This is a genomic window from Pseudoxanthomonas sp. USHLN014 (assembly GCF_037153335.1).
GTDB classification, from domain to species: Bacteria; Pseudomonadota; Gammaproteobacteria; order Xanthomonadales; family Xanthomonadaceae; genus Pseudoxanthomonas_A; species Pseudoxanthomonas_A winnipegensis.
Window position 1 is genome coordinate 135,263 of sequence record NZ_JBBCKO010000005.1, and the last position, 22,869, is coordinate 158,131.

Below are 22,869 nucleotides of genomic sequence, written 5' to 3' on the forward strand. Positions count from 1 at the left end.
ACGCATCGCGAAGGCGCAAGGAAGGCGGCGATGCGCGGAACGTTCGCGCCGAAGCGCGGTATCGCGCGCCTGCCGTCCCTGTCCGCCCGACGCGCCAACGCGCGCCGGACAGCGCGCAGTCGCTGACCGCCTGAGGCCGCCGGCCCCAACGTCACGCGGCCAGTGAGGCCCGACCCGGCAACACGGCCAACACATCGTCCAGCAGCGCCGCAGCGGTGACCTCGGCGCCGGCGCCCGGCCCCTGGATCAGCAGCGGCTGCTGCGCATAGCGATCGCTGTGGATCGCCACGCGATTATCGGTCCCGGCACCACCGCACAGCGCATGTCCCGCGGGCAGGGCCTGCAGCGACACGCTGGCGCCGCGCGCATCGAAACGTCCGACGAACCGCAGCTGCGCGCCTTCTGCACGTGCCGCGTGTAGGCGCTCTTCCAGCGGCGCATCCAGCGTGTCCAGCAGCGCATCGACCTGCGCGTCGGACGCGCTGGCCAGCACCTGCGGCACCAATGACTCGACCCGCACATCGCCGACCTGCAGCGGCACGCCGGCCGCGCGCGCCAGGATCAGCAGCTTGCGGCGCACGTCCTCGCCGGACAGGTCGATGCGCGGATCCGGTTCGGTGAAACCGGCCTCGCGCGCCTGGCGCACGCAGGCCGAGAACGGCGTGCGGCCATCGAAGCTATGGAACAGGAAGGCCAGCGAGCCCGACAGCACGCCCTCGACCGAGGCGATCGCATCGCCCCCGGCGACCAGCGCGCGCAGGCTGCGCAGCAGCGGCAGCCCGGCGCCGACCGTGGCGCTGTCGCCGTAGCACGCCGCGCCCTCGCGCGCGGCCTCGGCGATCGCCTGGGCGCGCAGCAGATCGGCGCCGCGGCCGAGCTTGTTGGCGGTCACCACGTGTACGCCGCGGGCCAGCCATTCGGCGTGGCGCAGCGCGATAGCATCGCTGGCGGTGGCGTCGATGACTATGTCGCCGGCGTCCAGCGCATCGGCCTCGGCCCAGGGCGGCACGATGCGCGCATTGGCCGGCGCGGCGCGCAGCTGCGCCAGGCCTTCGTGCAGATCGCCCTCGCCTTCGACCACGCCGCGCGAATTGGCGATCCAGGCAAACGCCGGCAGCGCCACGCCGCGCGCCTGCAGGCGCTGATAGCGGCCCACCAGGGCACTGCCGACCACCCCGGTGCCCAGCAGCGCCAGACGTGGCGCGCGGCGCGTGCCCAGGCGGATCACCGCGCTCATGCGTCGACCGTTTTCCGGCTTGCCTGGGCGATCACCGCCTGGGCGCGGGCCAGACCGGCGCGCAGGTCGGCGACCAGGTCCTCGGCCAGCTCGATGCCCACCGACAGGCGCAGCAGGCCGTCGGAGATGCCGGCCTTGGCGCGCGCTTCCGGGGTCATCGCCGCGTGGGTCATGGTGGCCGGGTGCGCGACCAGGCTCTCCACGCCACCCAGCGACTCGGCCAGGGTGAAGTAGCGCAGGCCGTCGACGAAGGCGCGCACCGCCGCCTCGCCGCCGTCCAGCTCGAAGGAGATCATCGCGCCGAAGCCCTTCTGCTGGCGCGCGGCCAGCGCATGGCCCGGATGCGAGGCCAGGCCCGGGTAGTAGACCTTGGCCACGGCCGCGTGGCCGTCGAGCGCGGCGACGATGGCCGACGCGTTCTCCTGGTGCACGCGCAGGCGCGCGTCCAGCGTGCGCAGGCCGCGCAGGGTCAGGAAGGCGTCGAACGGCGAGCCGGTCAGGCCCAGCGCATTGGCCCACCACACCAGCTGCTGGTGCAGCTCGGCCTCGCGCGCGATCACCGCGCCGCCGACCACATCGCTGTGGCCGTTGACGTACTTGGTGGTCGAATGAAGCACCAGGTCGGCGCCGAACTCGATCGGCCGCTGCAGCGCCGGCGACAGGAAGGTGTTGTCCACCACCACCTTGGCCCCGGCCTTGTGCGCGGCCTCGATGACCAGGCGCAGGTCGGTGATGCGCAGCAGCGGGTTGGACGGGGTCTCGATCAGCACCAGCTTGGGCGAGGCCGCCAGCGCCTCGCCCAGCGACACCGGATTGGTCAGGTCGGCGGTGATCAGCTCGAAGTGGCCCTTGGCCGCCAGCGCGTTGAACAGGCGCCAGCTGCCGCCGTAGGCATCGTGCGGCACCACCAGCTTGTCGCCCGGCTGCAGCAGCGCGTTGAGCACCAGGTTGATCGCGCCCATGCCGGTGGAAGTGATCACCCCGCCCGCGCCGCCTTCCAGCTCGGCCAGCGCCTCGCCCAGCAGGTCGCGCGTGGGATTGCCGCTGCGCGTGTAGTCGTACTGGCGCTTGTTGCCGAAGCCGTCGAAGGAGAAGTTGGACGACAGCACGATCGGCGGGGTCACCGCGCCGTAGGCGGTGTCGCGATCGATGCCGGCGCGCACGGCGGCGGTGGCGGCGCTGCAGGGAATGGCGTCGTGGGAGGAATGGCTCACGGGGTGTCTCCGGTGGGGCGAAGGGCGGTGGCGAGGATCGCGTCGATGCGGTCGGTTTCTTTCAGGAAGGCGTCGTGGCCGTAGGGCGAGCGCAGCACGCGCAGGCTGCCGCGCTTGCCCAGCCCTTCGACCAGGGTGACCAGGTCGGCCAGCGGCACCAGCCGGTCGCCCTCGACGGCCACCACGGTGGTGGGCACGGCGATGGTCGAGGGGTCGATGCGGTGCAGGTCGATGGATTCGGACAAGCGCAGGAAGGCGGTGACCGGGGTGCGCGCGACGTAGGTCGCGCCGGCGGCGTCCAGGTAGTCCTCGGCGGCCACGCGCACGCGGCCGTTGACCAGCTCGGGCGCGGCGTCGAAGCGCTCGCCGAACTCCTCGGGCGTGCGGTAGCTCAGCATCGCGAACTGGCGCGCCAGCGACAGGCCCTGCTGGTCGGCGCACTGCAGCTGGCCCAGCGCCACCGCGTGGCGCTGCAGCGCGCGCCAGGCCGAGGCGAACGGATGCGGGCGATGCGCGCCGCTGACCGCGACCAGGCGCTCGACGCGCTGCGGATGGCGCGCGGCCAGGTGCTGGCCGACCAGCGCACCGTAGGAGTAGCCGACGAAGGCGCGCAGCGCGGCGATGTCCAGCGCATCGAGCAGCGCGACGATGGCATCGGCCTGGTCGGCCGGATCGATCGGCGCGTCGAGCTGGCCGTCGGCGCCAATGAAGTCGAAGGACAGGATGCGCACGCGCGCCGGATCCAGCGTGCGGCCGGCGCGGACCAGATCGTTGGCCCAGCCGTTCTCGGGGAACTGCGCGCTGGCGGCGACGTGGCGGTGCGCGGAGATGCCGCCGGCAACGAACACCACCGGCGCACCGGCCGGTCCGTGCAGTTCGTAGCGCAGGCTCAGCGTGCGCGCGCCGGCGTGGCGCAGGGCCAGGGCCACCGGCAGTTCGCCGCGGATCGCGGCCACGGCGCTGGCCTGCGCACCGGCACAACAGGCATCGACGTCGGGGGATTCGGGGAGGGCGGCGGCGTTCACGAGGCTCATGGCGGATCCGGGAAGGAGCGGCCATCGAGCTTTCGCGGGGAAGCTCGCGTTCGTCGTGCGCGTCGAACGGCCATGCCGTCGATGCATCGTACGAACCATCTTTCGGTCTAAACGCGTAGGCGTCGCCGCAGGATTTGGCACCGACCACGAGGCGCTTGCGCGTCCCGCTGGCTGCCCCGGCTTCAAAGGGCCTGTCCCTCTGCCGGTCTCGATGGTGGGCGCAGGTTGCCAGCGCCGGAAGCGGTTGTCAATCGCTCCATCGCGATGGAGCGATGATTCCACCTGAAACCGCCTCCCGCCTGCCGCATGGACGCGGTCTGCGCGGAGCGCTCGCGCATAATCGCCGCCCATGAACCGCGCCCCCCTGCTCCTGCTCGCCGGCCTGCTGCTGGCCGGCTGCACCAGCCTGCCCCGCCCCGCCCCTGGCCCGACCCCGGAGACCGTGCTGAAGGCACCCGCGCCCGACGCGGTGGTGAGCGAGGCCTGGATCTCCGAACCACTGCCCCAGGCCGAGCTGGACTCGCTGGCGGTCTGGCCGACCGAGGACGGCGGCGCCTGGGTGATCGTCACCGCCAAGGCCAGCAACCAGCTGATCGTGTTCGATGCCGACAGCGGCAAGCGCCTGCGCACGGTCGGCGGGCCGGGCGCGGGACCGGGCCAGTTCGGGCGGCCCAACGGCGTCGCGGTGTGGGGCGATACGGTGTTCGTGGCCGAGCGCGACAACCACCGCGTGCAGGCGCTGTCGCTGCCGGACTTCAAGCCGCGCGGCTTCATCGGCGCCGACACGCTCAAGGTGCCCTACGGGCTGTGGCTGCGCGAGACCGCGCCGGACCTGCTCGAGCTGCTGGTCACCGACAGCTTCATGGCCGATTTCCGCACCGGGCAGCTGCCGCCGCGCGAGCAGATGGACCAGCGCGTGCGCCGCTTCGAGGTGGACCTGCAGCCCGACGGCGGCCTGCAGGTGCGCGCGGCCGGAAGCTTCGGCGATACCGGCCAGGCCGGCATGCTGCGCATGGTCGAATCGATCGCCGGCGATCCGGCGCACGACCGCCTGCTGATCGCCGACGAGGACCGGCGCGTGGGCTCGACCTTCCGCGATTACACGCTCGAAGGCCGGTTCCGCGGCGCCAGCCTGCCGGTGTTCCTGGCCGATGCCGAGGGCATCGCGCTGTGGGACTGCGACCTGGACGACGGCTGGTGGATCGCGGCCGACCAGCTGACCCCGACGCTGTTCCGGGTCTATCGCCGCGACACGCTGGCGCCGGTGGGCACCTTCACCGGCAAGGTCGTGGCGCAGACCGATGGCGAGGCGCTCTACGCGGCGGGCACGACGCGCTTCCCGGACGGCGCGCTGTTCGTACAGCACGACAACCAGGCCATCGCCGCCTTCGACCTGCGCGATATCGGCCGCGCCCTGCGCCTGCGCGGCAGCTGCCTGCCGTGATCCGGCGCGCGGCGTGCGGCGTCGCGCTGGCCCTGCTCCTGCCGGGCCCGACGCGCGCCGCGCTACCGTGGTGGAACACGGTCCGCCCTGCGCCTCAGGCCGCCGCGCAGGCGCGTACGACGTCTGCTGCAGGCGGGAACCCGCAAGCGCCCGCCGCGAGCCGTGACCCCGCGGATGGCACCCTCGCCCGCCTGCGCCTCGAACGCACGCCCACCCGCACCCTGGCCTGGGTCGAGAACCCGCTGCCCGGGCCGGTCCAGGTGCAGCTGGACGCGCTGCGCCTGCGCGGCGTGGTCGCCTCGCCCGCGCTGCCGGTACGCAAGCTGCTGCCTGCGCACGGACGCGCCCTGGTCGCCACGCTGATCGTGGCCGATCCCCAGGCCGGCAGCGATTTCCAACTCAAGCTCGAGGCGGTCCCCGGCGATCCGCAGGCGCGGCCGCTGCTGGCGGTGTATCGGCTGCCGTTCGACGCGCCGGTGCGCGTGGACCAGAGGCCCGGCGGGCACTTCAGCCACGACGATGCGGAGAACGCCGACGCGCTGGACTTCGCCCTGCCCGAGGGCACGCCGATCCTGGCCGCGCGCGCGGGCGTGGTGCTGCAGGTGCAGGACGGGTTCGAACACGGCGGGCCGCAGCGCGAGGCCTTGCGCGGGCGCAGCAACTTCATCCGCATCCTGCACGCCGACGGCAGCATGGCCCTCTACGCCCACCTCAGGCCCGAAGGCAGCTTGGTGCGTCCAGGCGAGTCGGTCGCCGCCGGTCAGCGCATCGGGCTGTCCGGCAACACCGGCTTTTCCTCCGCCCCACACCTGCACTTTGTGGTCCAGATCAACGCCGGCATGCGCCTGGTCTCGGTGCCGGCGCGCCTGGTCGGCCCGTTGGGAGAGCTGCACCTGGCCCATTGACCCGTTCAGGTGGCGTTGACTGCAGGATTTACTACATAAGTGTAATATTAGCTTGTGAACAGAATCCCTCCCGCCACCAGCCGCTTCGATGCGACCGAACAGGGGCTGGCCGCCACCAGCCGCCGCCACCCTGGCTTCCCGCGCCCCGCCGCCACGGTGGTGCGCCTGGTCAAGCTGCTCTACAAGCTCACCACCGATCACGGCAACGAGTCCATGCGTGAGCACGGCCTCACCTACGCCGAGTACAACGTGCTGATGATGATCGAGGCCAGCCCGGACGGTGCGATCAACCCCTCGCAGATCGCCGATGCGACCAGCGAGAAGTCGGCCAACATCACCCGCCTGACCCAGCAGCTGGTCGACAAGGGCCTGGTCGAACGCGAGCCCAGCCCGCACGACCGGCGCATGTGGCTGCTGCGACTGACCGAGGCCGGGCGCGCGCGCGTCACCGCGCTCATCCCCGACATCAGCGCCGTGCTGCTGGCCTATACGCGCCATCTCCAGCCCGATGAGCTGGAGCAGCTCAAGCTGCTGCTGGCCAAGCTGCTGCGCGGCGTGGAGGAGGCGCAGTGAGCGCCGCGCCCGCCGCCGCGAGCCCCGCAAAGGTGCCGCTGTCCACGCAGGTGCGCGAGGTGCTGCGCGGCGAGGGCCCGGCCTGGCTGTTCGTGTTCAAGGTGCTGCTGTCGATGTACCTGGCGGCGTGGATCGCCATGCGCATGGGCTTCGCCTCGCCCTCGACCTCGATGGTCACCGTGATCGTGCTGATGAACCGGCAGAGCGGCATGGTCCTGGCCAAGTCGTTCTACCGCGCGCTGGGCACGATCGTGGGCAGCATCGCGGCGGTGACCATCACCGCGCTGTTCCCGCAGCAGCCGGTGCTGTTCCTGCTGGCGCTGTCGCTGTGGGTGGGGATGTGCGCCGGCGGCGCGCTGGCGTTCCGCAACTTCCGCTCGTACGGCTTCGTGCTGTCCGGCTACACCGTGGCGATCATCGCCCTGCCGGCGGTCAATACGCCGATGCACGTGTTCGACCTGGCCATCGCGCGCCTGACCGAGGTGCTGCTCGGCATCCTGGTCAGCGCGGTGGTGTTCGACGTGGTGTTCCCGGTGCGTCTGCGCAACAGCCTGCGCACCACGGCGACCACGCTGATGGACAGCTTCCTGGACTTCGTCCGCGACGGCACGCGCGGGACGATCCCGCGCGCGCAGATCGAGCAGGCGCATCTGCGCTTCGTGCGCCAGAGCATGGCGCTGGAGGACCTGCGCGCCTCGGTGGTGTTCGAGGACCCGGAGGCGCGCGTGCGCAGCCGGCGCATGCGCCTGCTCAACCAGCGCTTCATGGCCGCCTCCACGCGCTTCCAGTCGCTGCACCATCTGATGAACCGGCTGCAGCAGCGCGATCGCGACGACCCGGTCTTCGCCGCGCTGCTGCAGCTGTACCGCCCGCTCGGCGATGCGCTGGCCGAGCGCGCCGCCGGCGCCGACTACGCGCGGCTCAGCGATCGCCTGGAGGCGGTGTACGAGGCGCAGCCGGCGCGCGCGACCGCGCTGCGCGCCAGCCTGGCCGCGCCGCTGCTGGACGACTTCGATACCGGCGCCTCGCTGCTGCGGCGCCTGACCGGCGAACTGCGCGACCTCACCCACACCGCCGCCGCCCTGCAGCAGCCGGGCGTGAGCGCGCCGCTGCGCCGCGCCAACGAGCAGATACGCTTCCACTACGCCACCGACCGGGTCGCGGTGGCGGTGACCGTGGCGCGCAGCTTCCTGGTCACCTTCGTGCTGGGCCTGGCCTGGATGCAGAGCGGTTGGACCAGCGGCGCCGGCGCCATGGCCAACGTGATCGCCTTCACCGCGATCCTGGCCTCCGGCGCCAATGCGCATATCGCGGCGGCGCAGACCACCAAGGGCATCTTCCTGGGCCTGCTGTCGGCCTTCCTCTGCTTCACCCTGGTGCTGCCGCGCATCGACAGCTTCGGCATGCTGGTGCTGGGCAGCGCGCCGTTCTTCATGGTGGCCGTCTACCTGTCGACCCGGCCGACGCTGTTCGGCCTCAGTCTGGGCATGTGCCTGGGCAGCGTCGTCGGCCTGGGCCTGGGCCTTGCGCCCAACCTGGATACCTCCAGTTTCATCAACGGTGCAGTCGCCCTAGGCATCGGCGCGCTGCTGGCGATGCTGGCCTTCCAGCTGATCCCCTCGGTGATCGGCACGCCTGGGCAGCGTCGCCGCCTGCTGGTCGAACTGCGCCGCCAGGTCGCGCTGGCCGCGCGCGCACCGCTGAGCGGACTGGCGCCGCGTTTCGAGAGCGTCAGCCGCGACCTGTTCCTGCAGGTGGTCAACCACACCCAGCAGGGCAGCGACGAATCGCGCACCCTGCTGGCCTGGGCCCTGTCGGTGCACGAGACCGGCCGCACCCTGATCGAGCTGCGCCACGACAGCATCGACGCCGCCGTGCCGCCGTCCATCGAGGCGCATATCGACGCCGCCGTGGCCGCCATCGGCCGCCTCTACGACCACCTCTCCCCGGCCGACCACGAAGCCGCGCTGGCGCACCTGGACGCCGCGCTGAACCAGACCCTCATCGAAGGCGCCGTGCCGCCGTCGCTGCAGCCGGTGCGCGAGCACCTGCACCTGCTGCGCAGCGCGCTGCGCGATGCCGACTCGGTGCTGGCCGGTGCCGCCGGCCGCGCCCCTGCCCCGGAGCCTGCCCGTGCTACCTCCTGAAATCTCCATCGGCGGCGTCTACGTCCCCGGCCTGCTGGTGCTGGCCGCCGCCCTGTTCGTGGTGTTCTGGCTGCTCGACGGCCTGGCCGCGCGCGCCGGACTGTATCGCTACGCCTGGCATCCGCCGCTGTTCCGCCTGGCCGTCTACGTGTGCGTGTTCGGGCTGCTCGGCCTGCTGTTGCTGAACTGAACCCGCCAACGCCCGGCCACTCGCGGCAAGCGCCACGCCCCCTATCCAACCCCTTCTAACCCCAACCGCCATGAACACCCAATCCCTGATCCGCACCGCGCTGACCACCCTCGTCGTGCTGGCCGCCGCCCTGATCGGCTACGCGCTGTGGAAGCACTACATGTATTCGCCGTGGACGCGCGACGGCCGCATCCGCGCCGAGATCGTGCGCATCGCCCCGGATGTGTCCGGCCTGGTGGCCGAGGTCGACGTGCAGGACAACCAGGCCGTGAAGGCCGGCGATGTCCTGTTCCGCATCGACCCGCGCCGCTTCGAACTGGCCGTCGCCCAGGCCCAGGCCGACCTGGCCGCCGCGCAGGCCGCCGCGCGCGCCGCCGGCGCCAACATCTCCGCCGCCGCGGCCAGCACCGCCGCCAGCCAGGCCGACTACCAGAAGTACGCGGCCCAGGCCCAGCGCCGCGAGGCCGCCGCCGCGGTGATCTCGGCCGAGGCCCGCGCCGACGCCAGCGCCACCGCGCGCGCCGCGCAGGCCGCGGTCGAGCAGGCCCGCGCCAACCGCAACGCCGCTACCGCCTCGCAGTCCAAGGCGCTGGCCGCGGTCGAACAGGCCCAGGCCGCGCTGGACCTGGCCCAGCTCAACCTGGAGCGCGCCACCGTGCGCGCCGCCGCCAACGGCTACATCACCAACCTCAACGTGCGCGTGGGCGACTACGCCAGCGCCGGCGCGGCGCGCATGGCGCTGGTGCGCAGCGACACGATGTGGGTCTACGGCTACTTCGAGGAAACCAAGCTGCCGCACATCCGCCCGGGCGACCGCGCCGACATCCGCCTGATGAGCGGCGGCCACGCCCTGCGCGGCACCGTCGAAGGCATCGCCCGCGGCATCACCGACGCCGACAACCCCACCAGCAGCAGCGACCTGCTGGCCACCGTCAGCCCGACCTTCAACTGGATCCGCCTGGCCCAGCGCGTGCCGGTGCGCGTGCGCATCGACCCGGCCAGCGTGCCGAAGGACACCCTCCTGGCCGCCGGCATGACCGCCTCGGTCACCGTGCATCCGGGCACGCACGCGCGGGACTGAGCCGCGCCGTCACCGAGCCCGCGACGCACGTCTGAAGCGCCGACGACGCCATGGCGGCTCCTGCAAGGCCCACCTCACGCGTCAATGCGTTCGCAGCACATCGCAATCCGGGCTCGGCAGGAGCAACCGTCTCCTCAAATCTCGCAGCAACCTGCTTGTAGAGCGGAGCTTGCTCCGCTGCTCTTCGTTCGGTTTCTGGGGAAGGCCCCAGCGGAGCAAGCTCCGCTCTACAGGCTCCTGCTCGCTAGGCGCGGGCACCGCCCGCTGGCCCGCTGCCTCGCGCGTCAGGTCAGAAGGCTTCGGTCTGAGCCCGTTCCCTTTCGCCGCAGGCGAAGGAGAGGGGGCAGAGCGCTTGCTCAGTGCCTCCGAGCTGGAAGGAGTCCTGCGCTATTCGTCGCCGCACCCCGAGGCAAAAAAAAGCCCCGCAACCGCGGGGCTTCTTCTCACACAATCCCAAAGACCGATCAGGCCTTCGGGTAGTCGCGGCTCGGCGAACCGACGTAGATCTGGCGCGGACGGCCGATGCGCGCGTCCGGGTCGACCTGCTGTTCCAGCCAGTGCGACACCCAGCCCGGCGTGCGGCCGATGGCGAACAGCACGGTGAACATCTCGGTGGGGATGTTCAGCGCCTTGTAGATGATGCCGCTGTAGAAGTCCACGTTGGGATACAGCTTGCGCTCGACGAAGTAATCGTCCTTCAGCGCGGCCTCTTCCAGCTTCATCGCCACTTCCAGCAGCGGATCGTTGACGCCCAGCTCGCCCAGCACCTTGTGGGTCATCTCGCGGATGATCTTGGCGCGCGGGTCGAAGTTCTTGTACACGCGATGGCCGAAGCCCATCAGGCGGAACGGGTCGTTCTTGTCCTTGGCGCGCTCGACCGCCTTGGCGACATTCTTGGCATCGCCGATCTCGGCCAGCTGCTTGAGCACCGCCTCGTTGGCGCCGCCGTGCGCCGGGCCCCACAGCGCGGTGATGCCCGCGGCGACCGAGGCGTAGGGATTGGCGCCGGTGGAGCCGACCAGACGCACGGTCGAGGTCGAAGCGTTCTGCTCGTGGTCGGCGTGCAGGATGAACAGCAGATCCATCGCCTTGGCCACGACCGGGCTGAGCTCCAGGTCCTCGCTCGGCACCTCGAACATCATGTGCAGGAAGCGCTCGACGTAGCCCAGATTGTTGCGCGGATAGCGGATCGGCTGACCCAGCGCGTAGCGGTGCGCCGCGGCGGCCAGGGTCGGCATCTTGGCGATCAGGCGGATCGCCGCCAGACGGCGCTGCTCGGGATCGTTGAGATCCAGGGTGTCGTGATAGAACGCCGACAGCGAAGCCACCGAGGCGGCCAGCATGGCCATCGGATGGGCGTCGTAGTGGAAGCCCTTGAGGAAGCTCTTGAGCGACTCGTGCATCATCGTGTGATGCGTCACTTCGTGCTCGAACTTGGCCAGCTCGTCCTTGGACGGCAGCTCACCGTTCATGAGCAGGTAGGAGACCTCGGTGAAGCTGGAATGGGCGGCCAGCTGCTCGATCGGATAGCCGCGATACAGCAGCACGCCCTTGTCGCCATCGATGTAGGTGATGGCGGACTTGCAGGCGGCGGTGGCGCCGAAGCCGGGATCGTAGGTGAAGAGACCCGTTTCCTTGGTCAGCTTGGAGATGTCGACGCAATCGTTGCCAAGCGTGGGTTTCAGTACAGGCAGAGTCGCCGATTTGTCGCCGGCGCTCAGCGTGGCCTGGTCAAGTTCGGACACAGTGCACTCCTTCGTGGGGAAGCGCCAAAGCCTGTCGGCCGTGGCGCGTAGACAGGATCCGCGACGACTGGAAACCTTAGCCGCGCAGTCCGAGGATTATCGCATACGGCCTGGTATCGAGGGCCGTGACGGATCGTTCCCGTCAGACCAAAGGATGATGCCGCCCGGCGCCGGGGCGCACACGCGAAAACGGCCGTGTCCCGCGAGGGACACAGCCGTCATTCGAACCACTCAGAAACTGCGTTCGATCAGCGCGCGTAGCGCTTCTGGAACTTGTCGATGCGGCCGCCGGTGTCCATGACCTTGTGCTTGCCCGTGTAGAACGGGTGCGAGGCGGAGGACACTTCGACCTTGACCAGCGGGTATTCGTTGCCGTCTTCCCACTTGATCGTTTCCTTGCTGGCAAGGGTCGAGCGGGTCAGGATCTTGAAGTCGGAGGTGACATCGTGGAAGACGACGTCGCGGTACTGCGGATGGATGTCGGCCTTCATGGCGGGCACCAGATGTCGAAAAGGTGAGCCGCGCATTGTAGCGGCCCACCCCACCCCGTGCAAGACCTGGCTTACGCGGCGGCCAGGGCCGCCTCGACCAGCGCCTCGAACCGCGCCTGGTCGTAGCGCAGCAGCAGCCGGGCGTTGTCCGGCCGGCCGGTCTGGCGGTTCCAGTCGGTGACGGTGGCGCCGCGGGTCACCGTGCCGGCCAGTTCGACCGCCAGCGGGCGCTCGACCAGCTCGGTGGCGCCGTCCGGATGCAGGGCCAGGGCCATGGCCAGCGCATCGGCGCTATGCCAGTGATCGCCGCGGCGATCGGCCGACCACAGCCGCGTCTGGCGCGAGATGGTCTCGTAGAAGGCCGCGCGCGGCGACGGCGCGGCCAGCCACTGCTCCACCCGGCGGTGGTGCAGCCCGTGGGCGAGCGTGGCCTCCCAGTCGGCCACGTCGAACTGCGGGAAGGCCTGGAACACCAGGTGCGCCGCCTCCGGGTCGAAGGCCACGTTGAACTCGGCCGCCGGGGTCAGGTTGCCGTGCGCCGATGCCGCTCCGCCCATCACCACCAGCCGCGCCACACGCTGCGGCAGGGTCGGATCGAGTTTCAGCGCCACCGCCACGTTGGTCAGCGGGCCCAGGGTGACCAGCAGCAGGCGGCCGGCGTACTCGTGCGACAGGCGCAGGATCGCCAGCGCGGCGTGCTCGGCCTGGGCGCCATGCGCCGCGGGCGCGTAGCCGGTGTCGCCGAAGCCATCCAGGCCATGCACATCGGCCGCGTCGGGCGAGGGATGCAGCAGCGGCGCGGCGCAGCCGGCGAACACCGGCACCTCGCTGCGGCCGGCGACCTCGCACAGCTTGAGCGCATTGCGCACGGTGTGCTGCAGGCCGACGTTGCCGGCGGCGATGGTCAGGCCGACCACGTCGTGGGCAGTGTCGTTGAAGGCCATCAACAGCGCGAGCGCGTCATCCACGCCCGGGTCGGTATCGATGAGAAGCGGAATCTTCGCGGTCATGCTCCGGGAGCTCTCATGGAACGGTCGCCGAGTCTGACATAGCCGGGAGCAGTAGGAGAGAAGCCAGCAGTGAGTGGAGAGGAGTGAGGCGCGAGAAAAGGCGGCGCCCGCTCACGCCTCACTCCCCCGCGCTCACGTCTGCCAGCGGCTCAGGCGCTGGCGTAACGCGCGGCGCCACCGATCCAGCGTGCGATCAGGCGATCGGCCAGCGCCGGATCGGTGTCGAGCAGGCGGTCGGCTAGGGCGTGCACCTGCGGCAGCAGGCCGGCATCGCGCGCCAGGTCGGCCACGCGGAAGGCGGCCAGGCCGGTCTGGCGCGTGCCGAGCAGTTCGCCCGGGCCGCGCAGCTCCAGGTCCTTCTCGGCGATGAGGAAGCCATCGTTGGTCTGGCGCATCGTGTCCAGGCGCTCGCGCGCCATCTGCGACAGCGGCGCCTGGTAGAGCAGCACGCACGAGGAGGCCATCGCCCCACGGCCGACGCGCCCGCGCAGCTGGTGCAGCTGCGCCAGGCCCAGGCGCTCGGCGTTCTCGATCACCATCAGCGAGGCGTTGGGCACGTCCACGCCCACTTCGATCACCGTGGTGGCCACCAGCAGGTCGCACTCGCCCTGCTTGAAGGCGCGCATGACCGCCTGCTTCTCGGCCGGCTTCATGCGGCCGTGCACCAGCGCCACGCGCGCCTGCGGCAGCGCCGCGGTCAGCTGCTCGAAGGTGGTCTGCGCGGCCTGCGCCTCGAAGCGCAGCCCCGGGCCGGCGCTGCCGGCCTGCGCCTTGGCGTCGTCGTCGGCCTCTTCGATCAGCGTGCACACCCAGTAGACCTGCCGGCCTTCGGCGCAGGCCACGCGGATGCGCTCGATCAGCTCGGGGCGACGCTCGGCGCTGAGCACGATGGTCTGCACCGGCGTGCGGCCCGGCGGCAGTTCGTCGATGGCCGAGACGTCCAGATCGGCATAGGCGGCCATGGCCAGCGTGCGCGGGATCGGCGTGGCGGTCATGACCAGCTGGTGGGGAGACAGACGCCGATCGATCGCCTGATCACCCTCCCTGGTGCCTTGCCGCTCGCCATCCCTGGCTCGCCCGGACGGTACCTGCGGCGCCGCCCGCCCCTTGTCGCGCAGCGCCAGGCGCTGGTGCACGCCGAAGCGGTGCTGCTCGTCGACGATGGCCAGGGCCAGGTCGTGGAAGGCCACCGCTTCCTGCATCAGCGCATGCGTGCCGACCACGACCTGGGCCGCGCCGCTGGCGACATCTTCGAGCACCTTGGCGCGCGCCTTGCCGGTGACCTTGCCGGCCAGCCAGGCCACGCGCACGCCCAGCGGCTCGAGCCAGCCGCGCAGGTTGGCCAGGTGCTGTTCGGCCAGCAGCTCGGTCGGCGCGGCCAGCGCGACCTGCTTGCCGGATTCGACCGCCAGCATCGCCGCCAGCGCCGCGACCACGGTCTTGCCGCTGCCGACATCGCCCTGCACCAGGCGCAGCATCGGCCGCGGCTGGGCCAGATCGGCGCGGATCTGCGCGAACACCCGCTGCTGCGCGCCCGTCAGCTTGAACGGCAGGGTCTTGAGCAGCTTGGCCACCAGCGCGCCCTTGCCCGCCAGCGCATGCGCGCCATGCTGCTGCAGGGCGATGCGCTGGCGCCGCAGGCTGAGGTGATGGGCCAGCAGTTCCTCCAGCGCCAGACGCCGCTGCGCCGGATGCGTGCCGGCCGACAGCGCCGCCACGTCGGCATCGCGCGCCGGGCGGTGCATGGTCAGCAGCGCCTCGCGCAGGGAGGGCAAGGCCTGGCCGTCGGGCAGGCGCTGCTGGCGCAGCAGCGGCTCGGGCAGCAGCTCCAGCGCGGCCTGGTCCGGCAGGCGATCCAGCGCCTGCGAGATCAGCTTGCGCAGCACCGCCGGACCGACGCCTTCGATGGCCGGGTACACCGGCTCCAGCGTCTCGCCCAGCGGCGTATCGCCCTGCGCGTCCAGCAGGCGGTAGCTGGGATGGATGATCTCCAGCCCCTGCTGGCCCTGGCGCGGCACGCCATACACGCGCAGCCTCGCACCGACGGCGAACTGCGCCACCTGCGCCGCGCGAAAATGGAAGAAGCGCAGCACCAGCGTGGCGCGCGACGCATCGCCGATCGCCACCCGCAGCACCGGGCGGTAGCGGAAGCCGCGCTCGACCGCCTCGATGGTGCCCTCCACCTGCGCCGCCACGCCGGGCTGCAGCCGCGCGATCGGCGTCAGCGAGGTGCGATCCTCGTAACGCAGCGGCAGCAGCAGCCACAGGTCCTGCAGGGTCAGCAAGCCGCGCGCGGCGAGTTTTTCGGCCAGCTTGGGGCCGGCGCCGCTGAGCCCGACGATGGGCTGGTGGAAGGCGGGCTCCAGGCTGCGGACGGCGGGCATCGTGGGGCCGGTCATAGGCCGCTAGGATGCCGGCCGTCCTGCGCGATTGCTACTTCAGATCGACGCATGCGCGCGTCGGACAACGCCGCATGCAGGCCCGATCACGCGCCCAGCACCATCACCGCGTCGACCTCGAACAGCGCGCCCTTGGGCAGGCCGGAGACCTCGATGGTCGAACGGGCCGGGAACGGCGCGCTGAAGTACTCCTGCATCACCGCATTGACCGCGGCGAACTGGCTCAGGTCGGTCAGGTACAGGCCCAGGCGCACCATGTCGCCCAGCGACCCGCCCGCGGCCTCGGCCACGGCCTTGAGGTTGTCGAACGAACGCCGCGCCTGCGCGGTGATGTCGCCCTCGACCAGGTTGCCGGTGGCCGGATCCAGCGGAATCTGGCCGGAGAAGTACACCGTGTCGCCGGCACGCACGGCCTGCGAATACGGGCCGATCGCGGCCGGCGCGTGGTCGGTGTGGATGATCTGCTTGGTCATGGCGTTCGTGGTTCTGGGGACAGGGGCTGGGTATTTTAGCTGGGTGGGATTCGGGATTCGGGATTGGGGATTGGGGATTGGGGATTGGCAGCGTCGCGTCAGACCGCTTGATCGGCCCCCTCCCTTGCGCGCAGCGCAGGGGAGCTCGAAATCGCGGCTAGCGATTGAGGGGAAGGGGTGCTCTTCGCGCGGTGTGACTTCTAGAAGCGAAACAGCAACAGCAACAGCGAACCCCTCCCCCAACCCTCCCCTTCGCTGCGCGAAAGGGAGGGGGCGAAAAGCCTTCGGCTCAGAGAACTTGAGTCGCCAGCCCCTTCCACAGCTTCGCAATCACAAGCGCAGGACCTTCACATCGACAGGGGACGCTCTTCCCGAATCCCGAATCCCGAATCCCGGCCCCACTACGCCCGCCGAACCCCCAGCACCGTCTGCAAGCGCCGCAGGCGACGCATCACCTCGGCCAGGTGGTTGCGATCGCGCACCTGGATGTTGAAGCGCAGCACCGCGGCGTTGATGTCGCGCTCCAGGTACTCCACGCGCTCGATGTTGGACTGGCTCTGCGCCACCGCGGCGGCCACCTGGGCCAGCACGCCGGTGCGGTTCTCCACTTCGATCAGCAGGCTGGCGTCGTAGTCGCCGCTCACGCCCGGGTCCCAGTCGATCGCCACCCAGCGATCCGGCGACTTGCGGAACTCGGCCACGTTGGGACAGTCCAGGCGGTGCACCACGATGCCCTTGCCGGCGGTGTGGAAGCCCATGATCTCGTCGCCCGGGATCGGCTGGCAGCAGTTGGCGAAGCTGATCACGCCGCGCTCGCCGCCGGTGATCAGGATCTTCTCCTGCGAATGCTTGGAATGGCCGCCGCTGCGCAGATCGGCGAAGGCCATCATCGCCTGCGCGGCCTGGGCCGGCATCCAGTTGCCCAGCGCCACGTCCTCCAGCAGCGCCTCCAGGCGCGGGTACTTGTGCTCGATCAGGAAGCTCTCCAGCCGCTGCGCCGGCAGGCGGTCCAGCGAGCTGTCCAGGTCCTCCAGCGCGCGGTCGAGCATGCGGTGGCCCAGCTGCACCGCATCCTCGTGGCCGAGCTGCTTGAGCTGGTGGCGGATGGCGGTGCGCGCCTTGGAGGTCACCACGAACTCCAGCCACTGCGGCTTGGGCGCGGCCGACTTGGCGGTGATGATCTCCACGCTCTGGCCGCTGGTGAGCTTGGTGCGCAGCGGCACCAGCTTCTTGTCCACGCGCGAGGCCACCGCCTGGTTGCCCACGTCGGTGTGCACCGCATAGGCGAAATCCAGCGCGGTAGAATTGCGCGGCAGCGACAGGATCTTGCCCTTGGGCGTGAACAGATAGACCTCGTCGGGAAACAGGTCGACCTTGACGTTGTCCAGGAACTCCAGCGACGAGCCGGCCGAGCGCTGGTTCTCGATCAGCTCGGAAATCCAGGCATGGGCGCGGCTCTGCGCGCTGTTGGGCATCTGCGTGCCGAACTTGTAGGTCCAGTGCGCGGCGATGCCGCGCTCGGCCACCAGGTCCATCTCCTCGGTGCGGATCTGCACCTCGATCGGCGAGCCGTACGGGCCGAACAGCACCGTGTGCAGCGACTGGTAGCCGTTGGCCTTGGGGATCGCGATGAAGTCGCGGAAGCGTCCGTCCAGCGGCTTGAACTGTCCATGCGCCGCGCCGAGGGCGTGGTACACGTCCGGCACGCTGGTCACCACCACGCGGAAGCCGAACACGTCCATCACCTGGTCGAAGCTTTTACCCTCGCTGCGCATCTTGGTGTAGATGCTCCAGGCGGTCTTGACCCGGCTCACCAGGCGATGGGCGATGCCCTCGCGGGTCAGGCTCTGGGTCAGCTGAGTCTCGATCTGCGCCAGCGCCTCGCGGCGCATCACCGGCTGGCTCTGGATGTGCTTGCGGATGATCGCGTGGCGCCAGGGATACATGGCGGCGAAGCTCAGGTCCTGCAGCTCGGACTTGACCAGGCTCATGCCCAGGCGCTGGGCGATGGGCGCGTAGATGTCCAGCGTCTCGCGCGCGATGCGGCTGCGCGCCTCGGCGCTCTGCGCGCCGAGCGTGCGCATGTTGTGCAGGCGGTCGGCGAGCTTGATCATGATCACGCGCAGGTCGCGCGACATGGCCAGCAGCATCTTGCGGAACGACTCGGCTGCCGCCTCCTTGCGGTCGCGGAACTTGAGCTTGTCCAGCTTGGTCACGCCGTCGACCAGTTCGGCCACCGCCTCGCCGAACTCGCCGGCGATCTCCTCGCGGGTCAGCGGCGTGTCCTCGATGGTGTCGTGCAGGACCGCGGCGATCAGCGTCTCCACGTCCATGCCCAGCTCGGCCAGCACCTGGGCCACGGCCACCGGATGGGTGATGTAGGGCTCGCCGGACTTGCGCGTCTGGCCCTCGTGCGCGGCCGCGCCGACCTGCCAGGCCCGGCGCAGCAGCGGCAACTGATCGGCAGGCAGATAGCTGGCGGCCGCCTCGAAGCGACGCACGTACTCGGGTACGTCGTCCTCGTGCGGCGGTGCGGGTTGGATGGCTTTGCTGGAACGCCCGGGAGTCATGCGCGAAGCCTATGCCAGCGGCCCGGTCGCAGCAATGCACCATGGGCGCGCATGCGCTGCATCACACTGGTTCATGCAGCGCGCGTTCCACCCGACGGCACGCGCTCGCGCCTGCGCGCGAGCCGGCACCGGAAACGACAACGGCCCGCCATGGGCGGGCCGCTGCATCAGGCGAGAACGCCGATGGGCTTTTAGTCGTCGCCCTTGGACATGTCGTCGTCGGCGACCACTTCGGCGGCGGCCCACTCCAGCGCCTCGCGCTCTGCGCGCTCGCGCTCGGCCTTCTCGACGCGGTCGATCAGGTCGTTGTCGACCTTGCGCGCGGCGATCTCGCGCAGCGCCAGCACGGTCGGCTTGTCGTCGGTCTCGTTGTCGATGGTGGCCTCGACGCCGTTGGCCAGCTGGCGGGCGCGCTTGGCGGCCATCATGACCAGCTCGAAACGGTTGTCGACGACTTCCAGGCAATCTTCTACGGTGATGCGGGCCATGTGGGCTCCTGGCGGCCATCCACCGGACAGGTGGGCCGCGCGACTAGCGGAAAGGGACCGGGAATTCTAGGGATCGCCGGCCTCGATTGCAATCCACGCCTTTCAAATCAACCGGTTAGGCCACTGAACCGGGCGTTCAGCGCCTCGGCAGGTGCCGCGGAACCCGTGCCTGCAGCAGCGCGATCAACACCGGATCCATGAAATCGTAGTCGTCCGGGATGTCCAGGCAGGCCACGCGGACGCCACCCAGATGCGGGCGGAACTTCTGCGACAGCCGTGCGCGCTGCGCCTTCTCCATCACCAGCACCAGATCGGCCCAGGCCAGCAGCTCCGGCGTCAGCGGGTTCTCAGCGTCGTGGTTCAGGCCGGCCGAGGCGACCTCGATGCCCGGCCAGCCGGCGAACACCTGCTCGGCCGTCGGGCTGCGCAGGCGGTTCTGGCTGCAGACGAACAGGACGTTCAAGCGTGCGCGATTACTGCGCCAGCAGCGCCTCGATCAGGGCGCGGTGTTCGGCGGCCTGGCGCTCGCGGCGCAGGCGGCTGGCGGTGAAGATGGCGCACATCTCTTCCACCGCGGTGTCGAAGACTTCGTTGACGATCACGTAGTCGAACTCGCCGTAGTGCGACATCTCCTCGCGCGCGGCGGCCAGGCGCTCGGCGATGACGTCCTCGCTGTCTTGCCCGCGCTTGCGCATGCGCTCCTCCAGCGCGTCGCGCGAGGGCGGCAGGATGAACACGCTCACCGCCTCGGGCACCTTCTCACGCACCTGGCGCGCGCCCTGCCAGTCGATCTCCAGCAGTACGTCCTGGCCGGCGGCCAGCTGCGGCTCGACCGACTGGCGCGCACTGCCCTTCCAGTCGCCGTGGACACGGGCGTATTCGAAGAACTCGCCGGCGTCGATCATCGCCTGGAACTGCGCTTCGCTGACGAAGTGGTAGTGCTGGGCATGGCGCTCGCCCGGGCGCGGCGCGCGCGAGGTGAACGAGATCGACAGGCTGATGCGCGGGTCGCGCGCCAGCGTGGCGTTGACGATGCTGCTCTTTCCGGCGCCCGACGGGGCCGCGACGATATACAGGGTGCCGCGCATGGCGATGGCCTTAGCTGCCGCGCCGGAGCGCGACGGTCGGAAAAGGCGCGCAAGTCTAGCAAAGACGCCGCGCGCGGAAAGGGCCGGGCGATTACTCCAGGTTCTGCACCTGCTCGCGGATCTGGTCGATCAGCACCTTGAGCTCGACGGCGATGTTGGTGGTGCGCACGTCCACCGACTTGGAGCCCAGGGTGTTGGCCTCGCGGTTGAACTCCTGCAGCAGGAAGTCCAGGCGCCGGCCCACGGCCGCCTCCCCCTTGAGCACGCGGCGGATCTCCTTGATGTGGCTGTCCAGGCGGTCCAGTTCCTCGTCCACGTCCAGCTTCTGCAGGGACAGCACCAGCTCCTGTTCCAGGCGGCCCGGGTCGGCCGGCTGGGCCAGCTCGGCCAGGCGCGCCTCCAGCTTCTGGCGCTGGCCGGCGCGGATCTGCGGGATCAGCGTGCGGGCTTCGGCCGCGCGCGCGGCGATGGCGTCCACGCGTTCGGCGATGGCCTGGGCGAGCTTGCCGCCTTCGCGCTCGCGGGCATCGACGAACTGATCCAGCAGCCGCTCCAGCAGCGCCAACGCGGCCGCCTGCAGCGCCTCGGCATCGAGCGCCCGGCTGCGCAGCACGCCGGGGAACTGCAGCAGCTCGGTCAGGCTGGTGCGCAACGCGGGAAAGCGCGCGGCCAGCTGCGCATTCACCGCCGCCAGGTCATCGACCATGCCCTGATCCAGGTGCAGGCCGCCCTCGCCTTCGGCGGTGCGCAGGCGCAGCACCAGATCCAGCTTGCCGCGGCCCACGCGCGCGGCCACGCGCTCGCGCAGCGCCGGTTCGAGCGCGCGCAGCTCATCGGGCAGGCGCAGGCTCAGCTCCAGGAACCGGTGGTTGACCGCACGCAGTTCGGCGCTGAGCGCGCCGCCGTCCACGGGCTGTTCGACGGTGGCGTAGGCGGTCATGGAACGGATCACGGCGGGGCATTTCCGAAGGGCGAAGAGGGCGTGGATGGTACCCTAGGGTGCCTGGCCGGCCGGTCTCCAGATCGCCGCCCCTCCTCAAGCAGGCATCCCACGCATGACGTTTTCCCGCCCCAGTGGTCGCACCGCCGACCAGCTCCGCCCCGTGTCCATCCAGCGCGGTTTCACCCGCCATGCCGAGGGCTCGGTGCTGGTGTCCTTCGGCGACACGCGCGTGCTGTGCACCGCCTCGGTGGACAACAAGGTGCCGGCCTTCCTGCGCGGCAAGGGCGAGGGCTGGGTGACGGCCGAATACGGCATGCTGCCGCGCTCCACACACACCCGCTCGGACCGCGAGGCCGCGCGCGGCAAGCAGGGCGGGCGCACGCTGGAGATCCAGCGCCTGATCGGCCGTGCGCTGCGCGCCTGCGTGGACCGCGGCGCGCTGGGCGAACGCACCATCACCCTGGACTGCGACGTGCTGCAGGCCGATGGCGGCACGCGCACGGCGGCCATCACCGGCGCCTACGTGGCCCTGGTCGATGCGATCAACGGGTTGAAGGCGCGGCGCGAGATCAAGCGCGACCCGATCTTCGGCGCGATCGCCGCGGTGTCGGTGGGCATCTACAAGGGCGTGCCGGTGCTGGACCTGGACTATGCCGAGGACAGCGACTGCGACACCGACATGAACGTGGTGATGAACGACGGCGGCGGCTTCATCGAGGTGCAGGGCACGGCCGAGGGCCATGCCTTCCGCCGCGAGGAGATGGACGCGCTGCTCGGCCTGGCCCAGGCCGGCATCGCCCAGCTGGTGCAGGCCCAGCGCGACGCGCTCGCCCAGCCGTGACCCGACGCATCGCCCTGACCACGCTGGTGGTGGCCGACTACGACGAGGCGATCGCCTGGTACACCGGCAAGCTGGGCTTCGCCCTGCTCGAAGACCTCGACCAAGGCCACAAGCGCTGGGTGGTCGTCGGCCCGAGCGACCAGCACGCCGCGGCCCTGCTGCTGGCCCGCGCGAGCGATGAGCAACAGCGCCAGCGCATCGGCGACCAGACCGGCGGGCGCGTGGGCTTCTTCCTGCACACCGACGACTTCTGGCGCGACCACGCCGCCATGACCGCGGCCGGCGTGGAATTCCTGGAACGCCCGCGCGAGGAGGCCTACGCCACCGTCGCGGTGTTCCGCGACCTGTATGGCAACACCTGGGATCTGCTGGAGCCGAAATGATCAAGCGCCTTGTCCTGGCCAGCGGCAATGCCGGCAAGCTGGACGAATTCGCCGCGATGCTGGCGCACCTGCCCTACGAGGTGGTGCCGCAGAAGCAGCTCGGCGTGGAGGACGTGCCCGAGACCGGCCTGACCTTCGTCGAGAACGCCCTGATCAAGGCGCGCCACGCCGCCGCGGTCACGGGGCTGCCGGCGCTGGCCGACGACTCCGGCCTGATCGTCGATGCGCTGGGCGGCGCGCCCGGCCTGTACAGCGCGCGCTACGCCGGCCAGCCCACCAGCGACGCAGCCAACAACGCCAAGCTGCTGGAGGCGATGCGCGACGTGCCCGACGATCAGCGTCGCGCGCGCTTCTACGCGGTGATCGTGCTGCTGCGCCATCCAGAGGATCCGCAGCCGCTGATCGCCGAGGGCGCATGGGAAGGCCAGATCACCCGTGAGCTGCGCGGCAACGGCGGCTTCGGCTACAACCCGCTGTTCCTGGATCCGGACCACGGCCTGACCGCGGCCGAGATGGACACCGCGCTGAAGAACCGGCTGAGCCATCGCGCCCGCGCGCTGGAAGCGCTCGGCCAGCGTTTGACCACGCTGTTCTGATACCGCCAAGCCTGGCC

At 70.6% G+C, this 22,869-nt stretch carries 22 protein-coding genes and 1 riboswitch; of the genes, 9 read left to right on the top strand and 13 right to left on the bottom strand.

Annotation, left to right across the window (positions count from 1 at the left end):
* Positions 1–151: 151 nt before the first annotated feature.
* Genes WFQ05_RS11170 through WFQ05_RS11180 form a run of 3 tightly spaced genes read right to left on the bottom strand, consistent with a single transcriptional unit; the run spans position 152 to position 3,485 of the window.
* A complete protein-coding gene (locus WFQ05_RS11170; protein ID WP_337053871.1) occupies positions 152–1,237 on the bottom strand; it encodes a homoserine dehydrogenase in 1,086 nt (361 codons plus the stop codon).
* Entirely contained in the window at positions 1,234–2,451 is a 1,218-nt protein-coding gene (locus WFQ05_RS11175) for an O-succinylhomoserine (thiol)-lyase (protein WP_130528431.1), read from the bottom strand. The genes WFQ05_RS11170 and WFQ05_RS11175 overlap by 4 nt, the downstream gene beginning before the upstream one ends.
* A complete protein-coding gene (locus tag WFQ05_RS11180) occupies positions 2,448–3,485 on the bottom strand; it encodes a homoserine O-succinyltransferase (protein ID WP_337053872.1) in 1,038 nt (345 codons plus the stop codon). The genes WFQ05_RS11175 and WFQ05_RS11180 overlap by 4 nt, the downstream gene beginning before the upstream one ends.
* Before the next feature lie 92 nt (positions 3,486–3,577).
* Positions 3,578–3,703: riboswitch (SAM riboswitch) on the bottom strand.
* A gap of 131 nt (positions 3,704–3,834) precedes the next feature.
* Between WFQ05_RS11180 and WFQ05_RS11185 the strand changes: the two genes are divergently transcribed.
* The 6 genes from WFQ05_RS11185 to WFQ05_RS11210 all read left to right on the top strand — a co-directional run bounded on the left by WFQ05_RS11185 (position 3,835) and on the right by WFQ05_RS11210 (position 9,825).
* Entirely contained in the window at positions 3,835–4,929 is a 1,095-nt protein-coding gene (locus WFQ05_RS11185; protein WP_337053873.1) for a phytase, read from the top strand.
* Positions 4,926–5,834: a M23 family metallopeptidase gene (locus WFQ05_RS11190; RefSeq protein WP_337053874.1), complete on the top strand. Its 909-nt coding sequence runs from the start codon at positions 4,926–4,928 to the stop codon at positions 5,832–5,834. Before WFQ05_RS11185 ends, WFQ05_RS11190 begins: the two co-directional genes overlap by 4 nt.
* Positions 5,835–5,888: 54 nt before the next feature.
* Positions 5,889–6,407 (top strand): MarR family transcriptional regulator, encoded by a 519-nt coding sequence (locus tag WFQ05_RS11195; protein ID WP_235871653.1) that lies wholly within the window; start codon positions 5,889–5,891, stop codon positions 6,405–6,407.
* The gene (locus tag WFQ05_RS11200) at positions 6,404–8,554 is read left to right on the top strand and encodes an FUSC family protein (protein ID WP_337053875.1); all 2,151 of its coding nucleotides are present in this window, start codon (positions 6,404–6,406) and stop codon (positions 8,552–8,554) included. Before WFQ05_RS11195 ends, WFQ05_RS11200 begins: the two co-directional genes overlap by 4 nt.
* Positions 8,541–8,744, top strand: coding sequence for a DUF1656 domain-containing protein (locus WFQ05_RS11205; protein WP_337053877.1), 204 nt, complete (start codon positions 8,541–8,543; stop codon positions 8,742–8,744). The genes WFQ05_RS11200 and WFQ05_RS11205 overlap by 14 nt, the downstream gene beginning before the upstream one ends.
* 70 nt (positions 8,745–8,814) lie before the next feature.
* Complete coding sequence (locus tag WFQ05_RS11210; protein WP_130517123.1) at positions 8,815–9,825, top strand: HlyD family secretion protein; 1,011 nt, start codon at positions 8,815–8,817, stop codon at positions 9,823–9,825.
* A 464-nt stretch (positions 9,826–10,289) separates the two neighbouring features.
* Here the strand turns inward: WFQ05_RS11210 and WFQ05_RS11215 are convergent, their stop codons facing one another.
* From WFQ05_RS11215 to WFQ05_RS11260, 10 genes are all read right to left on the bottom strand, one after another.
* Complete coding sequence (locus WFQ05_RS11215; RefSeq protein WP_130524271.1) at positions 10,290–11,570, bottom strand: citrate synthase; 1,281 nt, start codon at positions 11,568–11,570, stop codon at positions 10,290–10,292.
* Positions 11,571–11,818: 248 nt separating this feature from the next.
* The gene (locus tag WFQ05_RS11220) at positions 11,819–12,061 is read right to left on the bottom strand and encodes a type B 50S ribosomal protein L31 (protein ID WP_130517121.1); all 243 of its coding nucleotides are present in this window, start codon (positions 12,059–12,061) and stop codon (positions 11,819–11,821) included.
* Between the two features lie 71 nt (positions 12,062–12,132).
* The gene (locus tag WFQ05_RS11225) at positions 12,133–13,071 is read right to left on the bottom strand and encodes a nucleoside hydrolase (RefSeq protein WP_337053878.1); all 939 of its coding nucleotides are present in this window, start codon (positions 13,069–13,071) and stop codon (positions 12,133–12,135) included.
* Between the two features lie 149 nt (positions 13,072–13,220).
* Positions 13,221–15,455: an ATP-dependent DNA helicase RecG gene (gene recG / locus WFQ05_RS11230; protein ID WP_337053879.1), complete on the bottom strand. Its 2,235-nt coding sequence runs from the start codon at positions 15,453–15,455 to the stop codon at positions 13,221–13,223.
* Between the two features lie 101 nt (positions 15,456–15,556).
* Positions 15,557–15,943, bottom strand: a complete 387-nt coding sequence (locus WFQ05_RS11235; protein WP_130517115.1) for a RidA family protein — start codon at positions 15,941–15,943, stop codon at positions 15,557–15,559.
* 401 nt (positions 15,944–16,344) lie between these two features.
* A complete protein-coding gene (locus tag WFQ05_RS11240) occupies positions 16,345–18,513 on the bottom strand; it encodes a bifunctional (p)ppGpp synthetase/guanosine-3',5'-bis(diphosphate) 3'-pyrophosphohydrolase (protein WP_130517113.1) in 2,169 nt (722 codons plus the stop codon).
* Positions 18,514–18,704: 191 nt separating this feature from the next.
* A complete protein-coding gene (gene rpoZ, locus WFQ05_RS11245) occupies positions 18,705–19,001 on the bottom strand; it encodes a DNA-directed RNA polymerase subunit omega (protein ID WP_130517111.1) in 297 nt (98 codons plus the stop codon).
* A gap of 136 nt (positions 19,002–19,137) precedes the next feature.
* The gene (locus WFQ05_RS11250) at positions 19,138–19,464 is read right to left on the bottom strand and encodes a low molecular weight protein tyrosine phosphatase family protein (RefSeq protein WP_337053881.1); all 327 of its coding nucleotides are present in this window, start codon (positions 19,462–19,464) and stop codon (positions 19,138–19,140) included.
* A 10-nt stretch (positions 19,465–19,474) separates the two neighbouring features.
* Positions 19,475–20,089: a guanylate kinase gene (gene gmk / locus WFQ05_RS11255; RefSeq protein WP_337053882.1), complete on the bottom strand. Its 615-nt coding sequence runs from the start codon at positions 20,087–20,089 to the stop codon at positions 19,475–19,477.
* Between the two features lie 91 nt (positions 20,090–20,180).
* Positions 20,181–21,041: a YicC/YloC family endoribonuclease gene (locus tag WFQ05_RS11260; protein ID WP_130524276.1), complete on the bottom strand. Its 861-nt coding sequence runs from the start codon at positions 21,039–21,041 to the stop codon at positions 20,181–20,183.
* Between the two features lie 103 nt (positions 21,042–21,144).
* Here WFQ05_RS11260 and rph point away from each other — a divergent pair, with 103 nt between their 5' ends.
* The 3 genes from rph to rdgB are packed head-to-tail and all read left to right on the top strand — an operon-like array spanning position 21,145 to position 22,852.
* On the top strand, positions 21,145–21,873 hold the full coding sequence (rph, locus tag WFQ05_RS11265) for a ribonuclease PH (protein ID WP_130517090.1): 729 nt from the start codon (positions 21,145–21,147) through the stop codon (positions 21,871–21,873).
* Positions 21,870–22,256: a VOC family protein gene (locus tag WFQ05_RS11270; protein WP_337053885.1), complete on the top strand. Its 387-nt coding sequence runs from the start codon at positions 21,870–21,872 to the stop codon at positions 22,254–22,256. Before rph ends, WFQ05_RS11270 begins: the two co-directional genes overlap by 4 nt.
* Entirely contained in the window at positions 22,256–22,852 is a 597-nt protein-coding gene (gene rdgB, locus WFQ05_RS11275) for an RdgB/HAM1 family non-canonical purine NTP pyrophosphatase (RefSeq protein ID WP_337053956.1), read from the top strand. Before WFQ05_RS11270 ends, rdgB begins: the two co-directional genes overlap by 1 nt.
* Positions 22,853–22,869 lie beyond the last annotated feature (17 nt).

Bases quoted from the DNA above. Each gene is read 5' to 3' on its own strand.
- rpoZ (WP_130517111.1), bottom strand. From the start codon at position 19,001: ATGGCCCGCATCACCGTAGAAGATTGCCTGGAAGTCGTCGACAACCGT.
- recG (WP_337053879.1), bottom strand. From the start codon at position 15,455: ATGCCCGCCGTCCGCAGCCTGGAGCCCGCCTTCCACCAGCCCATCGTC.
- WFQ05_RS11225 (WP_337053878.1), bottom strand. From the start codon at position 13,071: ATGACCGCGAAGATTCCGCTTCTCATCGATACCGACCCGGGCGTGGAT.
- WFQ05_RS11240 (WP_130517113.1), bottom strand. From the start codon at position 18,513: ATGACTCCCGGGCGTTCCAGCAAAGCCATCCAACCCGCACCGCCGCAC.
- gmk (WP_337053882.1), bottom strand. From the start codon at position 20,089: ATGCGCGGCACCCTGTATATCGTCGCGGCCCCGTCGGGCGCCGGAAAG.
- WFQ05_RS11210 (WP_130517123.1), top strand. From the start codon at position 8,815: ATGAACACCCAATCCCTGATCCGCACCGCGCTGACCACCCTCGTCGTG.
- WFQ05_RS11180 (WP_337053872.1), bottom strand. From the start codon at position 3,485: ATGAGCCTCGTGAACGCCGCCGCCCTCCCCGAATCCCCCGACGTCGAT.
- WFQ05_RS11220 (WP_130517121.1), bottom strand. From the start codon at position 12,061: ATGAAGGCCGACATCCATCCGCAGTACCGCGACGTCGTCTTCCACGAT.
- rph (WP_130517090.1), top strand. From the start codon at position 21,145: ATGACGTTTTCCCGCCCCAGTGGTCGCACCGCCGACCAGCTCCGCCCC.
- WFQ05_RS11170 (WP_337053871.1), bottom strand. From the start codon at position 1,237: ATGAGCGCGGTGATCCGCCTGGGCACGCGCCGCGCGCCACGTCTGGCG.
- WFQ05_RS11235 (WP_130517115.1), bottom strand. From the start codon at position 15,943: ATGACCAAGCAGATCATCCACACCGACCACGCGCCGGCCGCGATCGGC.
- WFQ05_RS11185 (WP_337053873.1), top strand. From the start codon at position 3,835: ATGAACCGCGCCCCCCTGCTCCTGCTCGCCGGCCTGCTGCTGGCCGGC.